At 69.6% G+C, this 15659-nt stretch carries 12 protein-coding genes and 1 pseudogene; 1 reads left to right on the forward strand and 12 read right to left on the reverse strand.

Annotated elements, in window-relative coordinates:
• Window positions 1-33: 33 nt before the first annotated feature.
• The 9 genes and pseudogenes from L0P92_RS32690 to L0P92_RS32730 all read right to left on the reverse strand — a co-directional run bounded on the left by L0P92_RS32690 (window position 34) and on the right by L0P92_RS32730 (window position 11113).
• Window positions 34-954: a carbohydrate ABC transporter permease gene (locus L0P92_RS32690; protein WP_234766681.1), complete on the reverse strand. Its 921-nt coding sequence runs from the start codon at window positions 952-954 to the stop codon at window positions 34-36.
• On the reverse strand, window positions 944-1966 hold the full coding sequence (locus L0P92_RS32695) for a carbohydrate ABC transporter permease (RefSeq protein WP_234766682.1): 1023 nt from the start codon (window positions 1964-1966) through the stop codon (window positions 944-946). The genes L0P92_RS32690 and L0P92_RS32695 overlap by 11 nt, the downstream gene beginning before the upstream one ends.
• Window position 1967: 1 nt before the next feature.
• On the reverse strand, window positions 1968-3260 hold the full coding sequence (locus L0P92_RS32700; RefSeq protein ID WP_234766683.1) for an ABC transporter substrate-binding protein: 1293 nt from the start codon (window positions 3258-3260) through the stop codon (window positions 1968-1970).
• A 244-nt stretch (window positions 3261-3504) separates the two neighbouring features.
• The gene (locus L0P92_RS32705; RefSeq protein WP_234766684.1) at window positions 3505-4542 is read right to left on the reverse strand and encodes a LacI family DNA-binding transcriptional regulator; all 1038 of its coding nucleotides are present in this window, start codon (window positions 4540-4542) and stop codon (window positions 3505-3507) included.
• A 423-nt stretch (window positions 4543-4965) separates the two neighbouring features.
• Window positions 4966-5982 (reverse strand): 1-aminocyclopropane-1-carboxylate deaminase, encoded by a 1017-nt coding sequence (locus L0P92_RS32710; protein WP_234766685.1) that lies wholly within the window; start codon window positions 5980-5982, stop codon window positions 4966-4968.
• Window positions 5983-5999: 17 nt separating this feature from the next.
• Window positions 6000-6658, reverse strand: a pseudogene (locus L0P92_RS32715) (GntR family transcriptional regulator).
• A 9-nt stretch (window positions 6659-6667) separates the two neighbouring features.
• The gene (locus L0P92_RS32720; RefSeq protein WP_234766686.1) at window positions 6668-7822 is read right to left on the reverse strand and encodes an LAGLIDADG family homing endonuclease; all 1155 of its coding nucleotides are present in this window, start codon (window positions 7820-7822) and stop codon (window positions 6668-6670) included.
• Window positions 7823-8003: 181 nt separating this feature from the next.
• A complete protein-coding gene (locus tag L0P92_RS32725) occupies window positions 8004-9455 on the reverse strand; it encodes an alkaline phosphatase PhoX (protein WP_234766687.1) in 1452 nt (483 codons plus the stop codon).
• 203 nt (window positions 9456-9658) lie between these two features.
• Window positions 9659-11113: a hypothetical protein gene (locus L0P92_RS32730; RefSeq protein ID WP_234766688.1), complete on the reverse strand. Its 1455-nt coding sequence runs from the start codon at window positions 11111-11113 to the stop codon at window positions 9659-9661.
• Between the two features lie 327 nt (window positions 11114-11440).
• On the opposite strand from L0P92_RS32730, the gene L0P92_RS32735 reads away from it, so the two are divergent.
• On the forward strand, window positions 11441-13270 hold the full coding sequence (locus tag L0P92_RS32735; RefSeq protein ID WP_234766689.1) for a DUF8508 domain-containing protein: 1830 nt from the start codon (window positions 11441-11443) through the stop codon (window positions 13268-13270).
• Window positions 13271-13283: 13 nt separating this feature from the next.
• Here L0P92_RS32735 and L0P92_RS32740 read toward each other — a convergent pair whose 3' ends face one another.
• The 3 genes from L0P92_RS32740 to L0P92_RS32750 form a co-directional block, all read right to left on the reverse strand.
• A complete protein-coding gene (locus L0P92_RS32740) occupies window positions 13284-14018 on the reverse strand; it encodes an SRPBCC family protein (protein WP_234766691.1) in 735 nt (244 codons plus the stop codon).
• A gap of 16 nt (window positions 14019-14034) precedes the next feature.
• On the reverse strand, window positions 14035-14646 hold the full coding sequence (locus L0P92_RS32745; protein WP_234766692.1) for an ArsR/SmtB family transcription factor: 612 nt from the start codon (window positions 14644-14646) through the stop codon (window positions 14035-14037).
• Between the two features lie 102 nt (window positions 14647-14748).
• The gene (locus L0P92_RS32750) at window positions 14749-15450 is read right to left on the reverse strand and encodes an antibiotic biosynthesis monooxygenase (protein WP_234766693.1); all 702 of its coding nucleotides are present in this window, start codon (window positions 15448-15450) and stop codon (window positions 14749-14751) included.
• Between the last annotated feature and the right edge of the window lie 209 nt (window positions 15451-15659).

The raw sequence follows: 15659 nt of genomic DNA on the forward strand, positions 1-15659 counted from the left end.
GACCGGGGGGACTGGGGGCACTGTCAGCGCGGGTCACATCTTCGTCGCCCCCGCCGCCAGATCCCGTAGGAAGTGCCGCGCCCCGATCAGGAACACGACGATCAGCGGGATGACGCTCATCAACGCGCCCGCCATCACCAGCGCGTAGTCGGCGTTGTAGAGCATGTTGAGGTTGGCCAGGGCGACCTGGAGGGTGACCTTGTCCGGGTTGATCATGACGACCAGCGGCCAGATGTAGTCGTTCCAGAGGCCGATGAAGGTGAAGATGCCGAGGAAGGCGAGGGCCGGCCGGAACAGGGGCAGCGCGACCTGCCAGTACAGCCGGAAGAAGCCGGCGCCGTCGATGCGCCCGGCGTCCAGCAACTCGTCCGGGAGTGAGTTCTGGGCGTACTGACGCATCCAGAAGATGCCGAAGGCGTTGGCCGCGCCCGGGATGATCAGCGCCTTCAGCGAACCGGCCCAGCCGAACTCGGCCATGGTGACGAACTGCGGCACCAGCGACAGCTGTGCGGGGATCATGTACGTGACCAGGAGGGTACCGAAGAGGAACCTCTTGCCCGGGAACTCGTACTTGGCGAAGGCGAACGCGGCCAGCGAGTCGAAGAACAGCACGAGCGCGGTACCGACCACGGCCACGGCGACGGTGTTCAGGAGGGAGCCGAAGAAGTCGACGGTGTCGAGCACCCGCCCCATGTTGTCCAGGAGATGAGGGTCCGGCACCAGTTTTGGCGGGTAGCTGTAGATGTCCTCGGTGGTGCCGGAGGCCATCACCACCAGCCAGTAGAAGGGGAACAGCGACACCAGCACACCGAGCAGCAGCGCCGCCCGGACGGCGATCCGGGTGAGCCGGCTGCCGGAGCCGATGGCGAGTCCCGCGCTGCCGGTCGCCCTGTCGTGGGTCACCACCTTGCGTGCCGCCTCGGTGCCGGTCGTCCCGTCCAGATCAGCGGCCATCGCGGGCCCCCTTGCGTCGCAGCAGACCGGCGAGGCGGGGCCGGTCGTCGTCGCGGTCGGATCCGGAGACCAGCCGCCAGTTGATGATGGTGAAGACGGCGATGATCGCGAAGAGGAGCCAGCCCATCGCGGCGCCGTAGCCGAACTGGTGCTCCTTGAAGGCCTTCTGCCACAGGTAGAGCACGATGGTCATGCCCTCCTGGCCCGGTCCACCAGTGGTGCCGACGTCACTGGACTGGAAGAGCACCTGGGACTCGGTGAAGATCTGCAGGCCGTTGATGGTGGAGGTGACGGCGGCGAAGAGGACCACCGGGCGCAGTTGCGGCAGTACGACCCGGAAGAGGGTCTGCCAGCTGTTCGCGCCGTCGACGCGGGCGGCCTCGAAGTGCTCGGTGGGGATGGCCTGGAGGCCCGCGAGGAAGATCAGGGCGTTGTAGCCGACCCAGCGCCAGATGATCATGAGGGAGACGGACGACTTGATGCCCCACTCGGAGGACAGCCAGCCGATCCCGTCCAGCCCGATCGCTCTGAGCGCCGAGTTGGCGAGGCCCGCCTGGGCGAAGACCGAGCCGAAGACGACGGTCATGGCGACCATCGAGGTGACGTTGGGGATGAAGTAGGCGACCCGCATCGCGCCGGTGAAGCGGACCTGCGAGTGCAGCAGGAAGGCCAGCACCAGGGCGAGGAACAGCATCGGCACCGTGGAGAGGAACCAGATCTCGAAGGTGTTGAGCACCGAGTGCCAGAACACCGAGTCCTCCAGCAGCCAGCCGTACTGCTGGAACCCGACGAAGCGCATGTCGCCGATGCCGTCCCAGTCCTGGAAGGACAGATAGAGGGAGTAGAGCACCGGGAAGGTGCCGAAGACGGCGAACAGCACATAGAACGGGGAGATGGCGAGCAGCGGCGGGATGTGACGTCGGCGTCCGCCGGGGGCGGTGGAGCGGGTACGGCGGGTGGTGCGCCGTTCGTCGGCCGGCGGGGCGCCGGCCGGGTCGAGGACCGTGGCCATGTCAGCTCACCCCCAGCCGGGTGAGGGTGGTCTCGGCGGTGTTCACGGCGTCCCGCCAGGCCCGTTCGGGGTTCTTGCCGAGCGTTTCCACGTTGGTCAGCTCCTGGAAGAACGGGGTGTTGGCGGTCTCCTCGTACGGGCTGAAGTAGTTGACCGGGGCGTTCTCGGCGGCGGGGCCGAAGACGTCGATGGGCTGCTGGCCGCCGAAGAATGGGTCCGGCCTGTGCATCGCGGGGGCGGCGTAGGCGGCCGGCGTGGTGGGGAACAGGGAGATCTCCTGGTAGCTCTTGAGCTGGTTCGCCGGGCTGAGCAGCCACGTCAGGAAGGCGAAGGCGGCTTCGGGGTCCCGGCAGTAGCGGGTCAGGGTCAGATAGGAGCCGCCGTAGTTGGCCGGGCCGTCCGGCATGGTGGTCAGCCGCCAGGTGCCGGAGGTCTTCGGCGCGGAGTCCTTCAGGCCGTTGATGGCCCACACCGCCGTGGTCATCGTGGCGACGCGCCCGCCGCTCAGGGCCGCGTTGAAGTCGGGGGTCCCGTCCGTGATCCTTGCGCTGAGCCGCTGGCGGAGGATCTCCACGGAGAGGTCCCAGGCACGCCGTACGTGCTCCTGATCCCCGATGAAGCGGTTGTCGGCGTCCACGAACTGCTTGGGGCTCTGGAGCAGCACCTGCTGGAAGACGTTGCCGATGTTGCTCACCAGGTAGGGCTTTCCGGGTACCTTCGCCCGCAGTGTCTTCCCGGCGGCGATGAACTTCTCCCAGCTGGGGATCGTCTCGGCGACGTCCGCCGGTTCATGGGCCAGTCCGGCCTCCCGGAAGAGGTCCCTGCGGTAGTAGAGGGCGGTGGGGCCGGCGTCGAGGGGGAAGCCGATCATTCGGCCCGACGGGGTGAAGCAGCTCTTCCACTTCCAGTCGAGGTACCGGTCGCGGACGGACTCCGCGCCGAGCATGCGAAGGTCGAGGAACTCGTTCTCGTCGGGGAAGAACGTGGCGAGGTTGTCGGAGTTCGCGACCGTGATGTCCGGTACGTAGGCACGGGCGGCGAGGCTGGTGCGCACCTTGGAGTCGATGTCGCCGTCCGGGATCTGCGAGCCCTGCACCCTGAGCCCCGGCACCCCGGGGACACCGCGCCTTGCGGTGCGGAGCAGTTCCTCGCTCAGCGCGCCCTTCCAGTACCAGAGGCTGAGATGACCGGTGCCGGCGGAAGCCGACCCGCTGGGGGCGCCGCACCCCGCCAGGCCAGGCAGAGCGGCACCCGCGCCGCCCAGTGAGGCCCCCAGAAATCGTCTGCGGGACATCGTTCGGTGTTCCATGGGGGCGCACTCGCTTTCCGGACGTGCAAGGAAGACAACGATGTCGGCCGCCTCGTCCTGATCGGCCCGGCATCGTGCTGTGGGGAGATTCGAGAGTCCGTGAGCGTTCACGTGAACGTTGCCGTCGAGTATCGAGGCGGCCGAAAAGCAGTGTCAAGGGACGGGCACGGCTTATGTGTTGAGTCGAAGTACAGCCGCGTGGCGAGGTGTACGCAGCTGTACGCGGCCCTCAGGCCGAGGTGCGCACCACCAGCTCAGGGGCCAACCAGGCGTCGGCGCCCCGCAGGGGTTCCTCCCCTGCCCGTAGTCGGGCGACCTGTTCGACGGCCAGTCGGCCCAGTCGTCGTTTGTCGATGTGGAGGGTGGTCAGGGCGGGCTCGACCAGCTCGCCCAGCGACAGGCCGTCGAAGCCGAGGACGGCCAGGTCGTCCGGCACGCGTCGGCCCCGGCGCCGGGCGGTGCGCATGGCGCCGACCGCGATCAGGTCGTTGAAGCCGAAGACGGCGGTGATGTCGGGCCGGGTGTCCAGCAGCCGCTCCATGCCGGCCTCGCCCCCGGCCACGCTGTGCTCGGCACACAGCGCGATCCAGCTGTCGTCGACCGGCAGACCGTTGCGCCGGGCTTCCTCCAGGAAGGCCTGTCTGCGCGGGCCGGGGCCGTGCACCCCGTCCAGCATGCCGATCCTGCGATGCCCCGCGCCCACCAGATGGGCCATGCCCTGTTCGAGACCGGCGGCGGCGTCGATGCCGACGGCCGCGAAACGGGTCTGCTGCGGGCCGCGCTCGAGCAGCACCAGCGGTACGCCACCGAGGTGGCGGGCCAGCACCTCGTCGGGGCTCTTGAAGTAGCCGATGATCGCGTCGGCCTGGTGGGACAGCACGTCGAGCGCGTCCCGCTCGCGGGCCTCGTCGATGCGCGAGTCCCACATCACCACCTGCCAGCCGCGCTGCTCGGCCGCCTCCAGCACGCCGGCCGCCACCTCGGGGAAGAAGGGGTTCATCAGATCCGGGATCACCAGACCGGCCGTCACGGCCCCCTTCTGCACCATGCCGCGCGCGAACCGGCTCGGCCGGTAGTCCAGCAGCCTGGCCGCCTCCAGCACCCGTTCCTTGGTGGCGGGGTCGATCTCGCCCTTGTCGTTGACCGCGCGCGAGACTGTCTGGCGTGACACTCCGGCCAACTTCGCGACGTCGTGGATCGTGGCCCGGCGGCGCGTGCCGTCAGGTCGCTCGACACTCGTCTCCCACTGCTGATCGTCGGCGCGCACGGGGGCACTGTAGCGCTCCGCTCGGTGGGGCGGGGAAGGGTCGTCTGTCGGGTGCGGGGCCGTTGTGGCTGGTCGCGCCGTTCCTCGCGCCCCTGCCAGCGGACCCGGCACCGTCACGCTCTGCTCGGTGGGGCGGGGAAAGGGTCGTCCGTCGCGTGCGGGGCCGTCGTGGCTGGTCGCGCAGTTCCCCGCGCCCCTAGCAGCGCGACCGGCACCGTCACGCTCCGCTCGGTGGGGCAGGGAAAGGTCGTCTGTCGGGTGCGGGGCCGTCGTGGCTGGTCGCGCAGTTCCCCGCGCCCCTAACAACGCGACCGGCACCGTCACGCTCCGCTCGGTGGGGCGGGGAAAGGTCGTCGGTCGGGTGCGGGGCCGTTGTGGCTGGTCGCGCCGTTCCCCGCGCCCCTAGCAGCGCGCCCGCAGTGGTCAGAACAGTGCGCTGTAGGCGTTCAGGGCGGGCTGGCCGCCTAGGTGGGCGTACAGGACGGTCGAGTTCCGGTCGATCTCGCCGCGCTCGACCAGGTCGATCATCCCGGCCATCGACTTGCCCTCGTAGACCGGGTCGGTGACCATGCCCTCGGTTCGGGCTGCGAGGCGCATGGCCTGGAGGGTTGTCTCGTCCGGGATGCCGTAGGTGCCCGCGTGGTAGCGGTCGTCGAGTTCGATGTCGTCGATGGTCAACTCGCGCTTGAGGCCGATGAGTTGTCCGGTGTTGTGGGCGATTCGGGCGATCTGCTCGCGGGTGGTGGTGGGATTGGCCGAGGCGTCGATGCCGAGGACGCGGCGGGGGCGGCCGCCGGCCTCCTCCAGGGCGGCGAAGCCGGCGACCATGCCCGCCTGGGTGGAGCCGGTCACGGAGCAGACGATCACCGTGTCGAAGAAGACGCCCGACTCCCTCTCCTGTTCGGCTACTTCATGTGCCCAGCCGGCGAAGCCCAGTCCGCCGAGGGGGTGGTCGGAGGCGCCGGCCGGGATGGCGTACGGCTTGCCGCCCGACTCCTCGACCTCCCTGAGCGCCTGCTCCCAGCTCTCCTTGAAGCCGATCCCGAACCCGGCGCGTACGAGGCGTACGTCGGCGCCGGCGAGGCGGCTGACGAGGATGTTGCCGACCTTGTCGTAGACGGAGTCAGGCCAGTCCACCCAGCTCTCCTGGACCAGTACGCACTTCAGGCCCGCGCGGGCGGCGACGGCGGCGACCTGGCGGGTGTGGTTGGACTGCACGCCTCCGATCGACACGAGGGTGTCGCAGCCCTTGGCCAGCGCGTCGGCGACCAGGTACTCCAGCTTGCGGGTCTTGTTCCCGCCGTAGGCGATACCGGAGTTGCAGTCCTCGCGCTTGGCCCAGAGGGAGGCGCCGCCGAGGTGTGCGGTCAGGCGCTCCAGGGGGTGCACGGGGGACGGGCCGAAGAGGAGCGGGTAGCGCTCGTAGGAAGAGAGGGACATGGGGCGCCTCCACATGGTCACGGCATCGGTCGGCCGGGGTCGTCGGCCAGGTCGGCGAGGGTGCGCCAGATCTCCGCCGTGACCCGGACCGCCGCGTCCACGTCAGCGGCGGCACACGCCTCGATCAGTCGTTCGTGCAGCCCTGCCGAACGGCAGGTCCCGCCCTCACCGAAGCGCCGGCGCTCCAGGCGGCGGATGAGCGGGGTGTAGCGGGCGACGGTGGCGGCGGCCGCGCGGTTGCCGCTCACCCGCACCAGTACGTCGTGCAGTTCGTCGTCGGCCCGTAGAGCCAGGTCCACCTCGCCGGTCGAGACGGCCGCGGCGAAGCGGTCGTTCGCGGCGCGCATGATCTCCACGTCCGCGGGTGACAGCTGAGGTACTGCGACCCGGGTCACCAGCTCGTGCATGGCACCGACCACGGCGGCCGCGTCCCGTACGTCGGCGGCCACGAGCGGGGTCACCCGGGTTAGCTCTGCGGCTTGCTCTCCAGCAGCCCCTCGTCCACGAGCCGCGAGAACGCCTCACGCACCGGCGCCCGCGACAGCCCGAGCCGCTCCGCGAGATCGGCGTCCCGCACCACCGCGCCGGGCTCGATCTCCCCGGCCACGATGGCGTCCCGGATCGATTCGTACGCGCGGTCCCTGAGTAGGGTCCGGGCCACGGGTCGTATCGACATATTGAAATGTTAGATGTCAGTTGGGTGACAGACAAGGCCATGCTCTTCACCGAAGTCCTGACCACCAACCGTTCCCGGCATCCAGAGCCCACTGGATGGAGCCATGCTGCTTCCGGTCACGACGCCGTTCACGATCCACAGACAGGAGGGCACTACATCGACGCAGTAGGTCCTCTTCACACCGGCAGGGGCGATGGCAGTGATGCGGTCCCACATAATGGATTCCGCATATCCTCGCCTCCCAACGGCTGAACGACGAGAACCTCGGCTGCGCGTGGCCAAGGAAGCGAGCGCGGCAGCTTTGTGATCTGCCCGAAGCTGCACTACTTCACTCAGTTGCGTCACGGAACGACTATCAGCCACTCGTAGTCGCCACAACGGCTTGTCACTCTGATTGTTCTTCTTACTGCTGATACTGCTCTGGATACCGAGCCGCAGTAATGCATCGCCGAGTTGACGGACAAGCCCCTCGGAGATGTTGGCGAATTCCACCTGCCGCGCCCCCACCGAGCCGTCACTGTCGATCAGCCCGGCGATCAGACCACGAACAAACTCACGGCTGTAGGGGAGATCGGCTACGCGCTTTCCTTCGCCTTTAAGTCCCCACACTCGATGCGAAATCAGCAGATCGCGAAGCGCGTTGCGATGCCACTCGGGATCTACAAGCCGCACTCGCAGCCACGTGCCACAGTCCTCCACGTTGGCCCGGCATCCATGCTTGGCCGTGTATGCGTGAATCTGTCGAAGAGTTCCGTCGTCGTGGCCAACCCATGTCGGGGTACGCCCAGTCATATTGCCGTCGCCGAGCATCGATCCGACGAACCAGCCGTCCCACTCGTTACCGACGGCCCCGAAGAAGTCAGCACTGAGCGGCACAGGAGCTGCGCATCCCGGTTCGAGGCAGGAAGTCGCTCTCCAAGTTGGACGACGTCCGCCTTTCCGGCTTCGAACGGCCCACTGATGACTGGCTATTGCTTCGATCACTCGGCCAGACGCGAACTTCACGGCGAATACTGGCTGCGCACCGCCTTCTACCCAACGGACGGGACGGATGACCGCGAGGTTGCCGACCCCGCTGTCTCTCGGCGGATAAGGGCGCCCGGGTCTGGCTTCGCGAAGGTCCCATTCTTTGTCGTAGGCGAGAACGGAAAGCTCCGCAGCCACGACGTCCTCTACAGGAGCCACTGTGCCATCCGGCAGCCAGACCGGGGTTCCCTCAGCCAGGAAACTTCCGGCCGGAGCACCGCACCACTTACATGAACTGGACATACGGTGACCGTATGTCCAGCATGACCAGACCTCCCCTGAACCAACCAGGCGCCACCCGCACGAGTGAACGTACGTTCTACCGCCGCTGCCGCTTCCAGGGCCCGGTGATCGCCACCATGATGCCCGGTGTCTGGATGCTGGCGTACAGCGTCCGGCCGTCGCAGGAGAAGGTGACGCCCGCGAACTCGCTGTATTCCGGCTCGTCCTCGGTGCCGATGTTGAGTTCGTTGCGGGCGATGGGGTAGGTGCGGCCGCTGTCGGTGGCGCCGAAGAGGTGCTGGACGCCCTCGCCGTCCTCGGCGATGACGAGGCCGCCGTACGGGGAGACGGTGATGTTGTCGGGGCCGTCGAGGGCGCCGTCCTCGGACGGGTCGGGGTTGACGCCGAGGAGGACCTTCAGCGTCAGGGTGCGGCGCTTGGGGTCGTAGAACCAGACCTGGCCGTCGTGCGCGGCGCCGGGGCTCTCCTCACGGGCGTAGGAGGAGACGATGTAGGTGCCGCCGTCGCCCCACCACATGCCCTCCAGCTTGCGGGCGCGGGTGATCTCGCCGTCGGCGAACTGCTTGCGCACCGGCGTGGTCCGCGCGTCGCGGTCGGGTACGTCCACCCAGTCGACGCCGTACACCGTGCCGGTCTTCGTGGCGCGGGAGAGGTCGTCCACGAACTTGCCGCCCGAGTCGAAGCACCTGGGGGCCTGGAGGACGCCGGCGTCGTCGGGCAGCGTGCGGAACCTGCCGTGGCCGTACTCGAAGCCCTTCGGCGGGGTCCAGCGGAACAGCAGGCCGTTGGGGCCGGCGGCGTCCTCGGTGAGGTAGGCGTGGCCGCGCCTGGGGTCGATGACGACGGCCTCGTGGTCGTAGCGGCCGAAGAACTTCAGCGGCTTGGGGTCGCGGTTGGCCCGGCGGTCGCTCGGGTCGACCTCGAAGACGTAGCCGTGGTCCTTGGTCATGCCGTTGCTGCCGGCCCGGTCGGAGTTCTCCTCGCAGGTGAGCCAGGTGCCCCAGGGGGTGCGGCCGCCCGCGCAGTTGGTGGAGGTGCCGGCGATGCCGACCCACTCGGCGACCTGTCCGTCGCGGCGGACCTCGACGACCGTGCAGCCACCGGAGGCCGCCGGGTCGTAGACCAGGCCCTCGGTGAGCGGAACCGGGTACTTCCAGTTGGCGCGCGGGCCCTTCAGCTCGTGGTTGTTGACCAGGAGGGTGGTGCCGCGCGGCCCGTCGAAGGCGGCCGTGCCGTCGTGGTTGGAGGGCGTGAACTCGCCCGACTCCAGCTTGGTCTTCCCGCTGTACGTGATCACGCGGTACTTGAACCCGGCGGGCAGCGCCAGGATGCCCTTCGGGTCCGGGATCAGCGGCCCGTACCCCACACCGCCGGCGTGGGCGTCCGCCGCCTCCCCGCCCTCGGCCTCGGCCTCCGTCGACGCGAGCGCGTTCGGCGCGCTGGCGAGCACGCCGGCACTGCCCGCCAGCGCGACACCGGCCCCGGTGATCGCGGAGTTCCTGGCGAAGTCCCTACGGGTGAGCGACATGGTGTCTCCTGAGACAGTGGGTGCCGTGGAGGGTGGCGGACCTCGAGTCGGCGCAACGGTCCCGCCCATGCCTGAACGCGGGTTGAACGTGAGACGTCTTCAGGGCGCCCACTTCCATGAATCAACGCCGGGCGCGCGCACCCCCCTAGGGGCGCGGGGAACTGCGCGACCAGCCCCCACGCACCCGCACCCGCAAACGGCCGTCACCCACCCTGCTGCGACCGAGCCTTGAACGCAGCCTTCCGCGCCTCCTTGGCGATCTTCTTGTCCGGATGCAACCGCCCCATCGCCTCCAGCACATCCGCGGTAGCCGGGTGATCCACCCGCCACGCCGCCGCGAAGAACCCCCCGTGCTGCGCGGCCAGCCCCTCCACCAACGCCCGCAGCTCGTCGGAGTTCCCCTCCGCCGCCAGCTGCGCGGCCACCGTGTCGACGGTCAGCCAGAACACCAGCTCCTGGGACGGCGCGGGCACGTCGGAGAACCCGGCCTCGGTCAGCCACACCCGGGCCAGCCCGCCCAGCTCCGGATCGTCGAGAACCTCCCGCAGCGCCGGCTCGGCCTCCGCGCCCAGCAGGGACAGCGCCTGCTGGCAGCGCAGCCGCCGCAGCGGCGCCCCGGCGTCCAGGCCTCGCGCCGCCGCCAGCAACTCCCGTGCCGCAGCAAGAGGTTGACGTCGGGTCAGCCACATCTCGGTCTCGGCCTGCGCGGCGGCCTGCGGGAAGCCGGCCGTTCCGTCGAGCAGCGCGTCGGCGCCCTTGTTCGCGAGGTCCCCGACGGCGGGTGCCTCGAACCCGGCCTCCAGCAGCCGCGACCGCAGCCCGTACAGGCCGAGCGGGGTCAGCCGCACCATGCCGTAGCGTGACACGTCGGTGTCGTCGACGGCGGCCGACGCATCGCCGGCGCCCTCGCCACCGTCGGCCTCCGCGTCCACGTCCGCCATCAGCGCCTCGTCCACCGGCTGGTACTCCACCAGCCCGACCGGCTCCAGCACCCGGAACTGGTCGTCGAGGCGCATCATCGCGTCGGAGACCTGCTCCAGCACGTCGTTCGTGGGCTCGCCCATGTCGCTGGGCACGATCATCGACGCGGCGAGGGCGGGCAGCGGCACGGGTCCGTCGCCGGGGCCGTCCTCGCTGGCCGTCAGCAGGTACAGGTTGCCGAGGACCCCGTCGAGGAACTCGGCCTCGGCCTCCGGGTCCCAGTCCAGCGAGGAGAAGTCGATCTCGCCGCCGGTGTCGATCGCGTCCACGAGATCATCGAGGTCGGGCACGCTCGCGTCGGCGATGACCGTCTCCAGCGCCGCCAGCCACACCCCGAGCACGTCCTGCGGCGAACCGCCGGTCAGCAGCGCCAGGTCCGCGCCGACGGCCACCGTGCCGGCCTCCTCGTCGACGATCTCGACCAGCCCGGCGTCGACGGCCACCCGCCAGGCCTCGCCGGCGTACGCGGCGGCGTCGTCCCCGCTCAGCCCGAGCGCCTCGGCGGCCGCCGGCAGCTGCTCCTCGACGAGGCCGCCCCCGGCGTCGACCCGGGTGTCGGGTCCGGCCCAGCGGGCGAGCCGCGTGGCACGGGCGAGCAACGGCGTGGACAGCGCGTCCCGCGCCAGCTCCGCTTCGGGGTGCAGCCGCACCGGCGGCAGGGGGGAGCTGTCTGACATCGGCTGTTTCTCCTAGGGCGTTCTGCATGGCCGTATGCGACACGGCCCTCGGCCGTACACATCACGGCTCAACCGCTCAGCCTAGACGGATTTCCACCCATGCCACCCGGTTCATCTCCCCGTCGGGAGCCGTACATGGCCGAAACCTTGACAAGTGGCTTGACCAGGCAGGAGATTGACGCGCGTAGAAATCGGGCGGACATCTGTTCACTGTATTTTCTACGCGCGTCGCCGCCGCCCCACCGGTCGCGCCTGCACCAGCTTTGCCTCCAAGTTCCACGCACCACCCTCGTCCCGGCGCTCATTCACGTCCCCGGAGGGATTCCGTTGCCGAGCAAGAAGTCCGCGCGTCTCGCCGCGCTCACCGTCGCCGCCGTCTGTTCCGCCGCGTCCACCGTCGCCCTCACCGCCCCCGCGCACGCGGACTCCGTGCGCATCCATGACGTCCAGGGCAGCACCCGTATATCGCCGTACGCCGGCAAGCAGGTCACGGACGTGGCCGGAATCGTCACCGGCGTGCGCACCTACGGCTCGTCAAGAGGCTTCTGGATCCAGGATCCGGACGCGGACGACAACCCGGCCACCAGCGAGGCCCTCTTCGTCTACACCGACTCCACGCCGAAGGGTGTCGCCGTCGGTGACGCGGTCACGGTGTCGGGCACGGTGCAGGAGTACGTCCCGGGCGGCGCGGCCTCCGGCAACCAGTCGATCACCGAGATCACCAAGCCGACGTTCACCGTCGTCTCCAGCGGCAACGCCCTCCCGGCGGCCGTGGTCATCTCCGCCAAGTCCGTGCCGGACGCGTACGCCCCCGCCGGCGACAGCGCCGCGAACGGCTCGGTCAACGGCCTGCCGCTCAGGCCCAAGGCGTACGCCCTGGACTACTACGAGACCCTGGAGCACATGAACGTCCGGGTCGCCGACGCCCGGGTGGTCACCGGCACCGACCGCTTCAACGAACTGTGGGTCACGGTGAAGCCGCGCGAGAACGCGAGCCGGCGTGGCGGTACGGTCTACGGCTCCTACGACTCGCAGAACACCGGCCGCCTGCAGATCCAGTCCCTCGGCGCGGCGGCCGACTTCCCGAAGGCGAACGTCGGCGACACCCTCGCCGGCACCACCACCGGCCCGCTGGACTACACCCAGTTCGGCGGCTACACCCTGGTCGCGAGCGAGCTGGGCACGCTGGAGAGCGGTGCTCTGAAGCGGGAGACGACGCGGAAGCAGGGGCGCGGCGAGCTGGCGGTCGCGACGTACAACGTCGAGAACCTGGACCCGTCCGACGCCACCTTCGCCGAGCACGCCTCCGCGATCGTGAACAGCCTGCAGTCGCCCGACATCGTGTCCCTGGAGGAGATCCAGGACAACAACGGCGCGAAGGACGACGGTACGGTCGCCGCCGACCAGACGATGGGGAAGCTGATCGACGCGATCGTCGCCGCGGGCGGCCCGGCGTACGAGTGGCGCTCGATCGACCCGGTCGACAAGGCCGACGGCGGTGAGCCGGGTGGCAACATCCGGCAGGCGTTCCTGTTCAACCCGGAGCGGGTGTCCTTCGTGGACCGTGCGGGCGGGGATGCCACGACGGCCGCCGGCGTGACCAAGGTGAAGGGCAGGGCCGCGCTGACGGTCTCCCCGGGCCGTATCGACCCGGGGAACGCGGCCTGGACGAACAGCCGCAAGCCGCTGGCCGGTGAGTTCGCCTTCCGCGGCCGGACGGTCCTCGTGATCGCCAACCACTTCGCCTCCAAGGGCGGCGACCAGTCGCTGCACGCGCAGTACCAGCCGCCGGTCCGCAGCTCGGAGACCCAGCGCCACCTCCAGGCGACCGCGGTGAACGCGTTCGTGAAGGACATCCTGGCCGTCCAGAAGAACGCGGACGTCGTCACGCTCGGCGACATCAACGACTTCGAGTTCTCCGGCACCGCCAAGCTGCTGGAGGACGACGGCGCCCTGTGGTCGGCGATCAAGTCGCTGCCCCGGAGCGAGCGTTACTCCTACGTCTACCAGGGCAACGCCCAGACGCTGGACCAGATCCTGATCAGCCCGTCGATCCGGAAGTCCTGCGACTTCGAGTACGACAGCGTGCACATCAACTCGGAGTTCAACGACCAGATCAGCGACCACGACCCGCAGGTGCTGCGGTTCCGCCCGTAACCCTGCGCGCGGTTCAGGGCTGGCTGAACACGCCGTTCAGCCAGCTCTGCCAGGCGGCTTCGCACTCCTTGATGTCGGCGCCCGGCGTGAAGTCGTGCAGGGAGATGCCGACCGGGTGGCCCCAGTGGTTGCGCCCGAAGACGCGGGTGAGGCCCCGGTCCGTGCGCAGCCCGATGAAGTAGGGGTTGCGGAAGTCGACCACGGCGTCGAACTCGTCGGGCCCGTGGACCCGCACGCTCGTACCGGCGGCCACGTCCTCCCCGACGCCGAGGGCCCGCCCGACGGCGGCCAGCGCGTCGGCTGCCTTCGACGCCTCGGGGCCGTCGAACGTGGCGAAGGCGGCCGGCCGGGGCGCGAAGTGGACCAGGTACTCGCGCAGGGTGTGCAGATAGAAGTCGGTGTGCTTGGCGGCACCGTCGTACTGGTTGTCCCAGTCGTCGACGAAGACACCGCTGTGCACGTACCGCACCCAGGCGCGCCGGCCCTCGTCACGCGGCTCGATGGTGTAGTCGAGCTGGTTCTTCGACTGTTCGGCGATGCCCTCGACGTCCTCGACGAGGTTGGTGTAGCGGTGCGGCGGGTCCCAGGCGGTGACCGTCGACCCGAAGGGCCCCCGGCCGCCGACCCGGGGCTCCGGCGGTTCCATCGGCCAGAGGTAGCCTCCGGTTCCGGTGGTGACCGCCTCCCAGACCTCCTGGGGGGTGGCGTCGACCTCGAACTCGCGGGCGATCTCGAATTCCTTGGACATGGCGGGCTCCTGGGTCCTACTGCTCGATTTCCTGGGCGGGCTGCTGGTCCTTGACCGTGGGGTGTACGGCGACGACGATCCGGTGATCGCGGCCGCCCTCGGCGTCGGGCGCGTCGTACTTGCGGATCAGCGCGCTCACGCCGGCCGTCAACTCCTGGATGAACGCGGCTCGTTCGGCGGCCGAGGCGAAGCGGACCTCGCCGTCGAGCGCGTATGTGGCCAGCCGCTTGCGGGCCTTCGTGGCGCCGGTGATCAGCGAACCGACGTCGCGGACGAGCCGGGCCCCGAGGGCGAGCAGCCAGCGGGCCGAGAGCTGGTCACGGAAGCGGTCCGGGTCCGGCTGCACGGAGGCGAGCGCGAGCGGCGAGATGACGTACGACGCGGCGGTCGCGCGCATGAGCCGCTCGGTGACGTTTCCCTTGCGGCGCTCCCCTGCCAGCTCGACGAGGCCGTGCCGCTCCAGCGCCTTGAGGTGGTAGTTCACCTTCTGCCTGGGCAGCCCGACCTTGCCGGCCAGCATGGCGGCCGACGCGGGTCCGGCCGCCAGTTCGGCGAGCAGCCGGGCCCTTATGGGGTCCAGGGAGACGGCTGCGGCCTCGGGGTCCTCGATCACGGTGACGTCCAGCATGCGTCCAGCGTCTCACCGAAAACTTTTTTTGTCCAGACGAGAGGAGTGTTCGGCTGGAAGTGCGGTGTGAAGTGTCCGGCGTGAAGTGTCCGGTGCGGGACTTCAGGCGGGCACGAGCCCGAGCGCGTGGTCGTACCGGCTGACCGTGCTGCCCTTGAGGCCCGGCCAGTTCTGTACGCGATGCCACAGCTCCGTCGCCGAGCCGACGCCGTCGCCGGGGGCGGCGAGGGCATCGGCATGGGCCTGGGCGCTCTCCCACTCGGCGTAGTTGAGGACACGGGTGCCGTCGGTGCTGAGGTGGAAGTGGGCAGAGATGCCGCCGGGGTGGGGGTTGGGCTCGGCGTCCAGCGCCTCCAGGACGGCGTCCACCCAGGCGCGCTGCCGCTCGGGGTCGGGCCCTTCGAACTCGACGTCGACGATCACGACGCAGCCGGGGACACGCGGGTCGCCCTCCCGGCGGACGCTGCGGTAGCGCCGGTACCGGCCGAGCCCCAGCCGCTCGATGCCGGGTACGGCGGTGTCGATCTCGTCGACGCGCTCCTGCCGGTGTGTCCGCACGAACGACTCGTAGGCCCGCTCGCCTCGCCACTGCGAGTGATGGAGGAGGGTGGAGCCGTCATGGCCGGTGTAGACGTGGTAGCCGAGCAGATCGCCGGCGGGCCAGGGCCGGCCCTCCCAGGTGCGGGCGATGGCCTCGACGGTCCGCTTCTGCCGCGACGGGGTGCCCACCCGCCAGGTGCTGAAGAAGGGGGCGCCGACCTCGGGGCGGGTGAGGTCGGGGTGGGCGTCGGTACGGCGGGTCATGGATGCCTCCGGGGCAGGTGATCGATGCGTTCACCGATCACCTTTCGTCCTCAACCAAACTTGAGGTCAAGACGCGACCGACGTCATGCGGCCCGTCCGCGTTTCGAGGACGAGGCTCCTTCAGGGTTCAGCCGGGGCGGTGGTGGGAGCGGTCGTCGCGACGCGGGTGCTGCGCAGGCGGGGGCGTGGGTCCTCCTGACCCGGGTCTG

Source organism: Streptomyces muensis, from assembly GCF_021474425.1.
GTDB lineage: Bacteria > Actinomycetota > Actinomycetes > Streptomycetales > Streptomycetaceae > Streptomyces > Streptomyces muensis.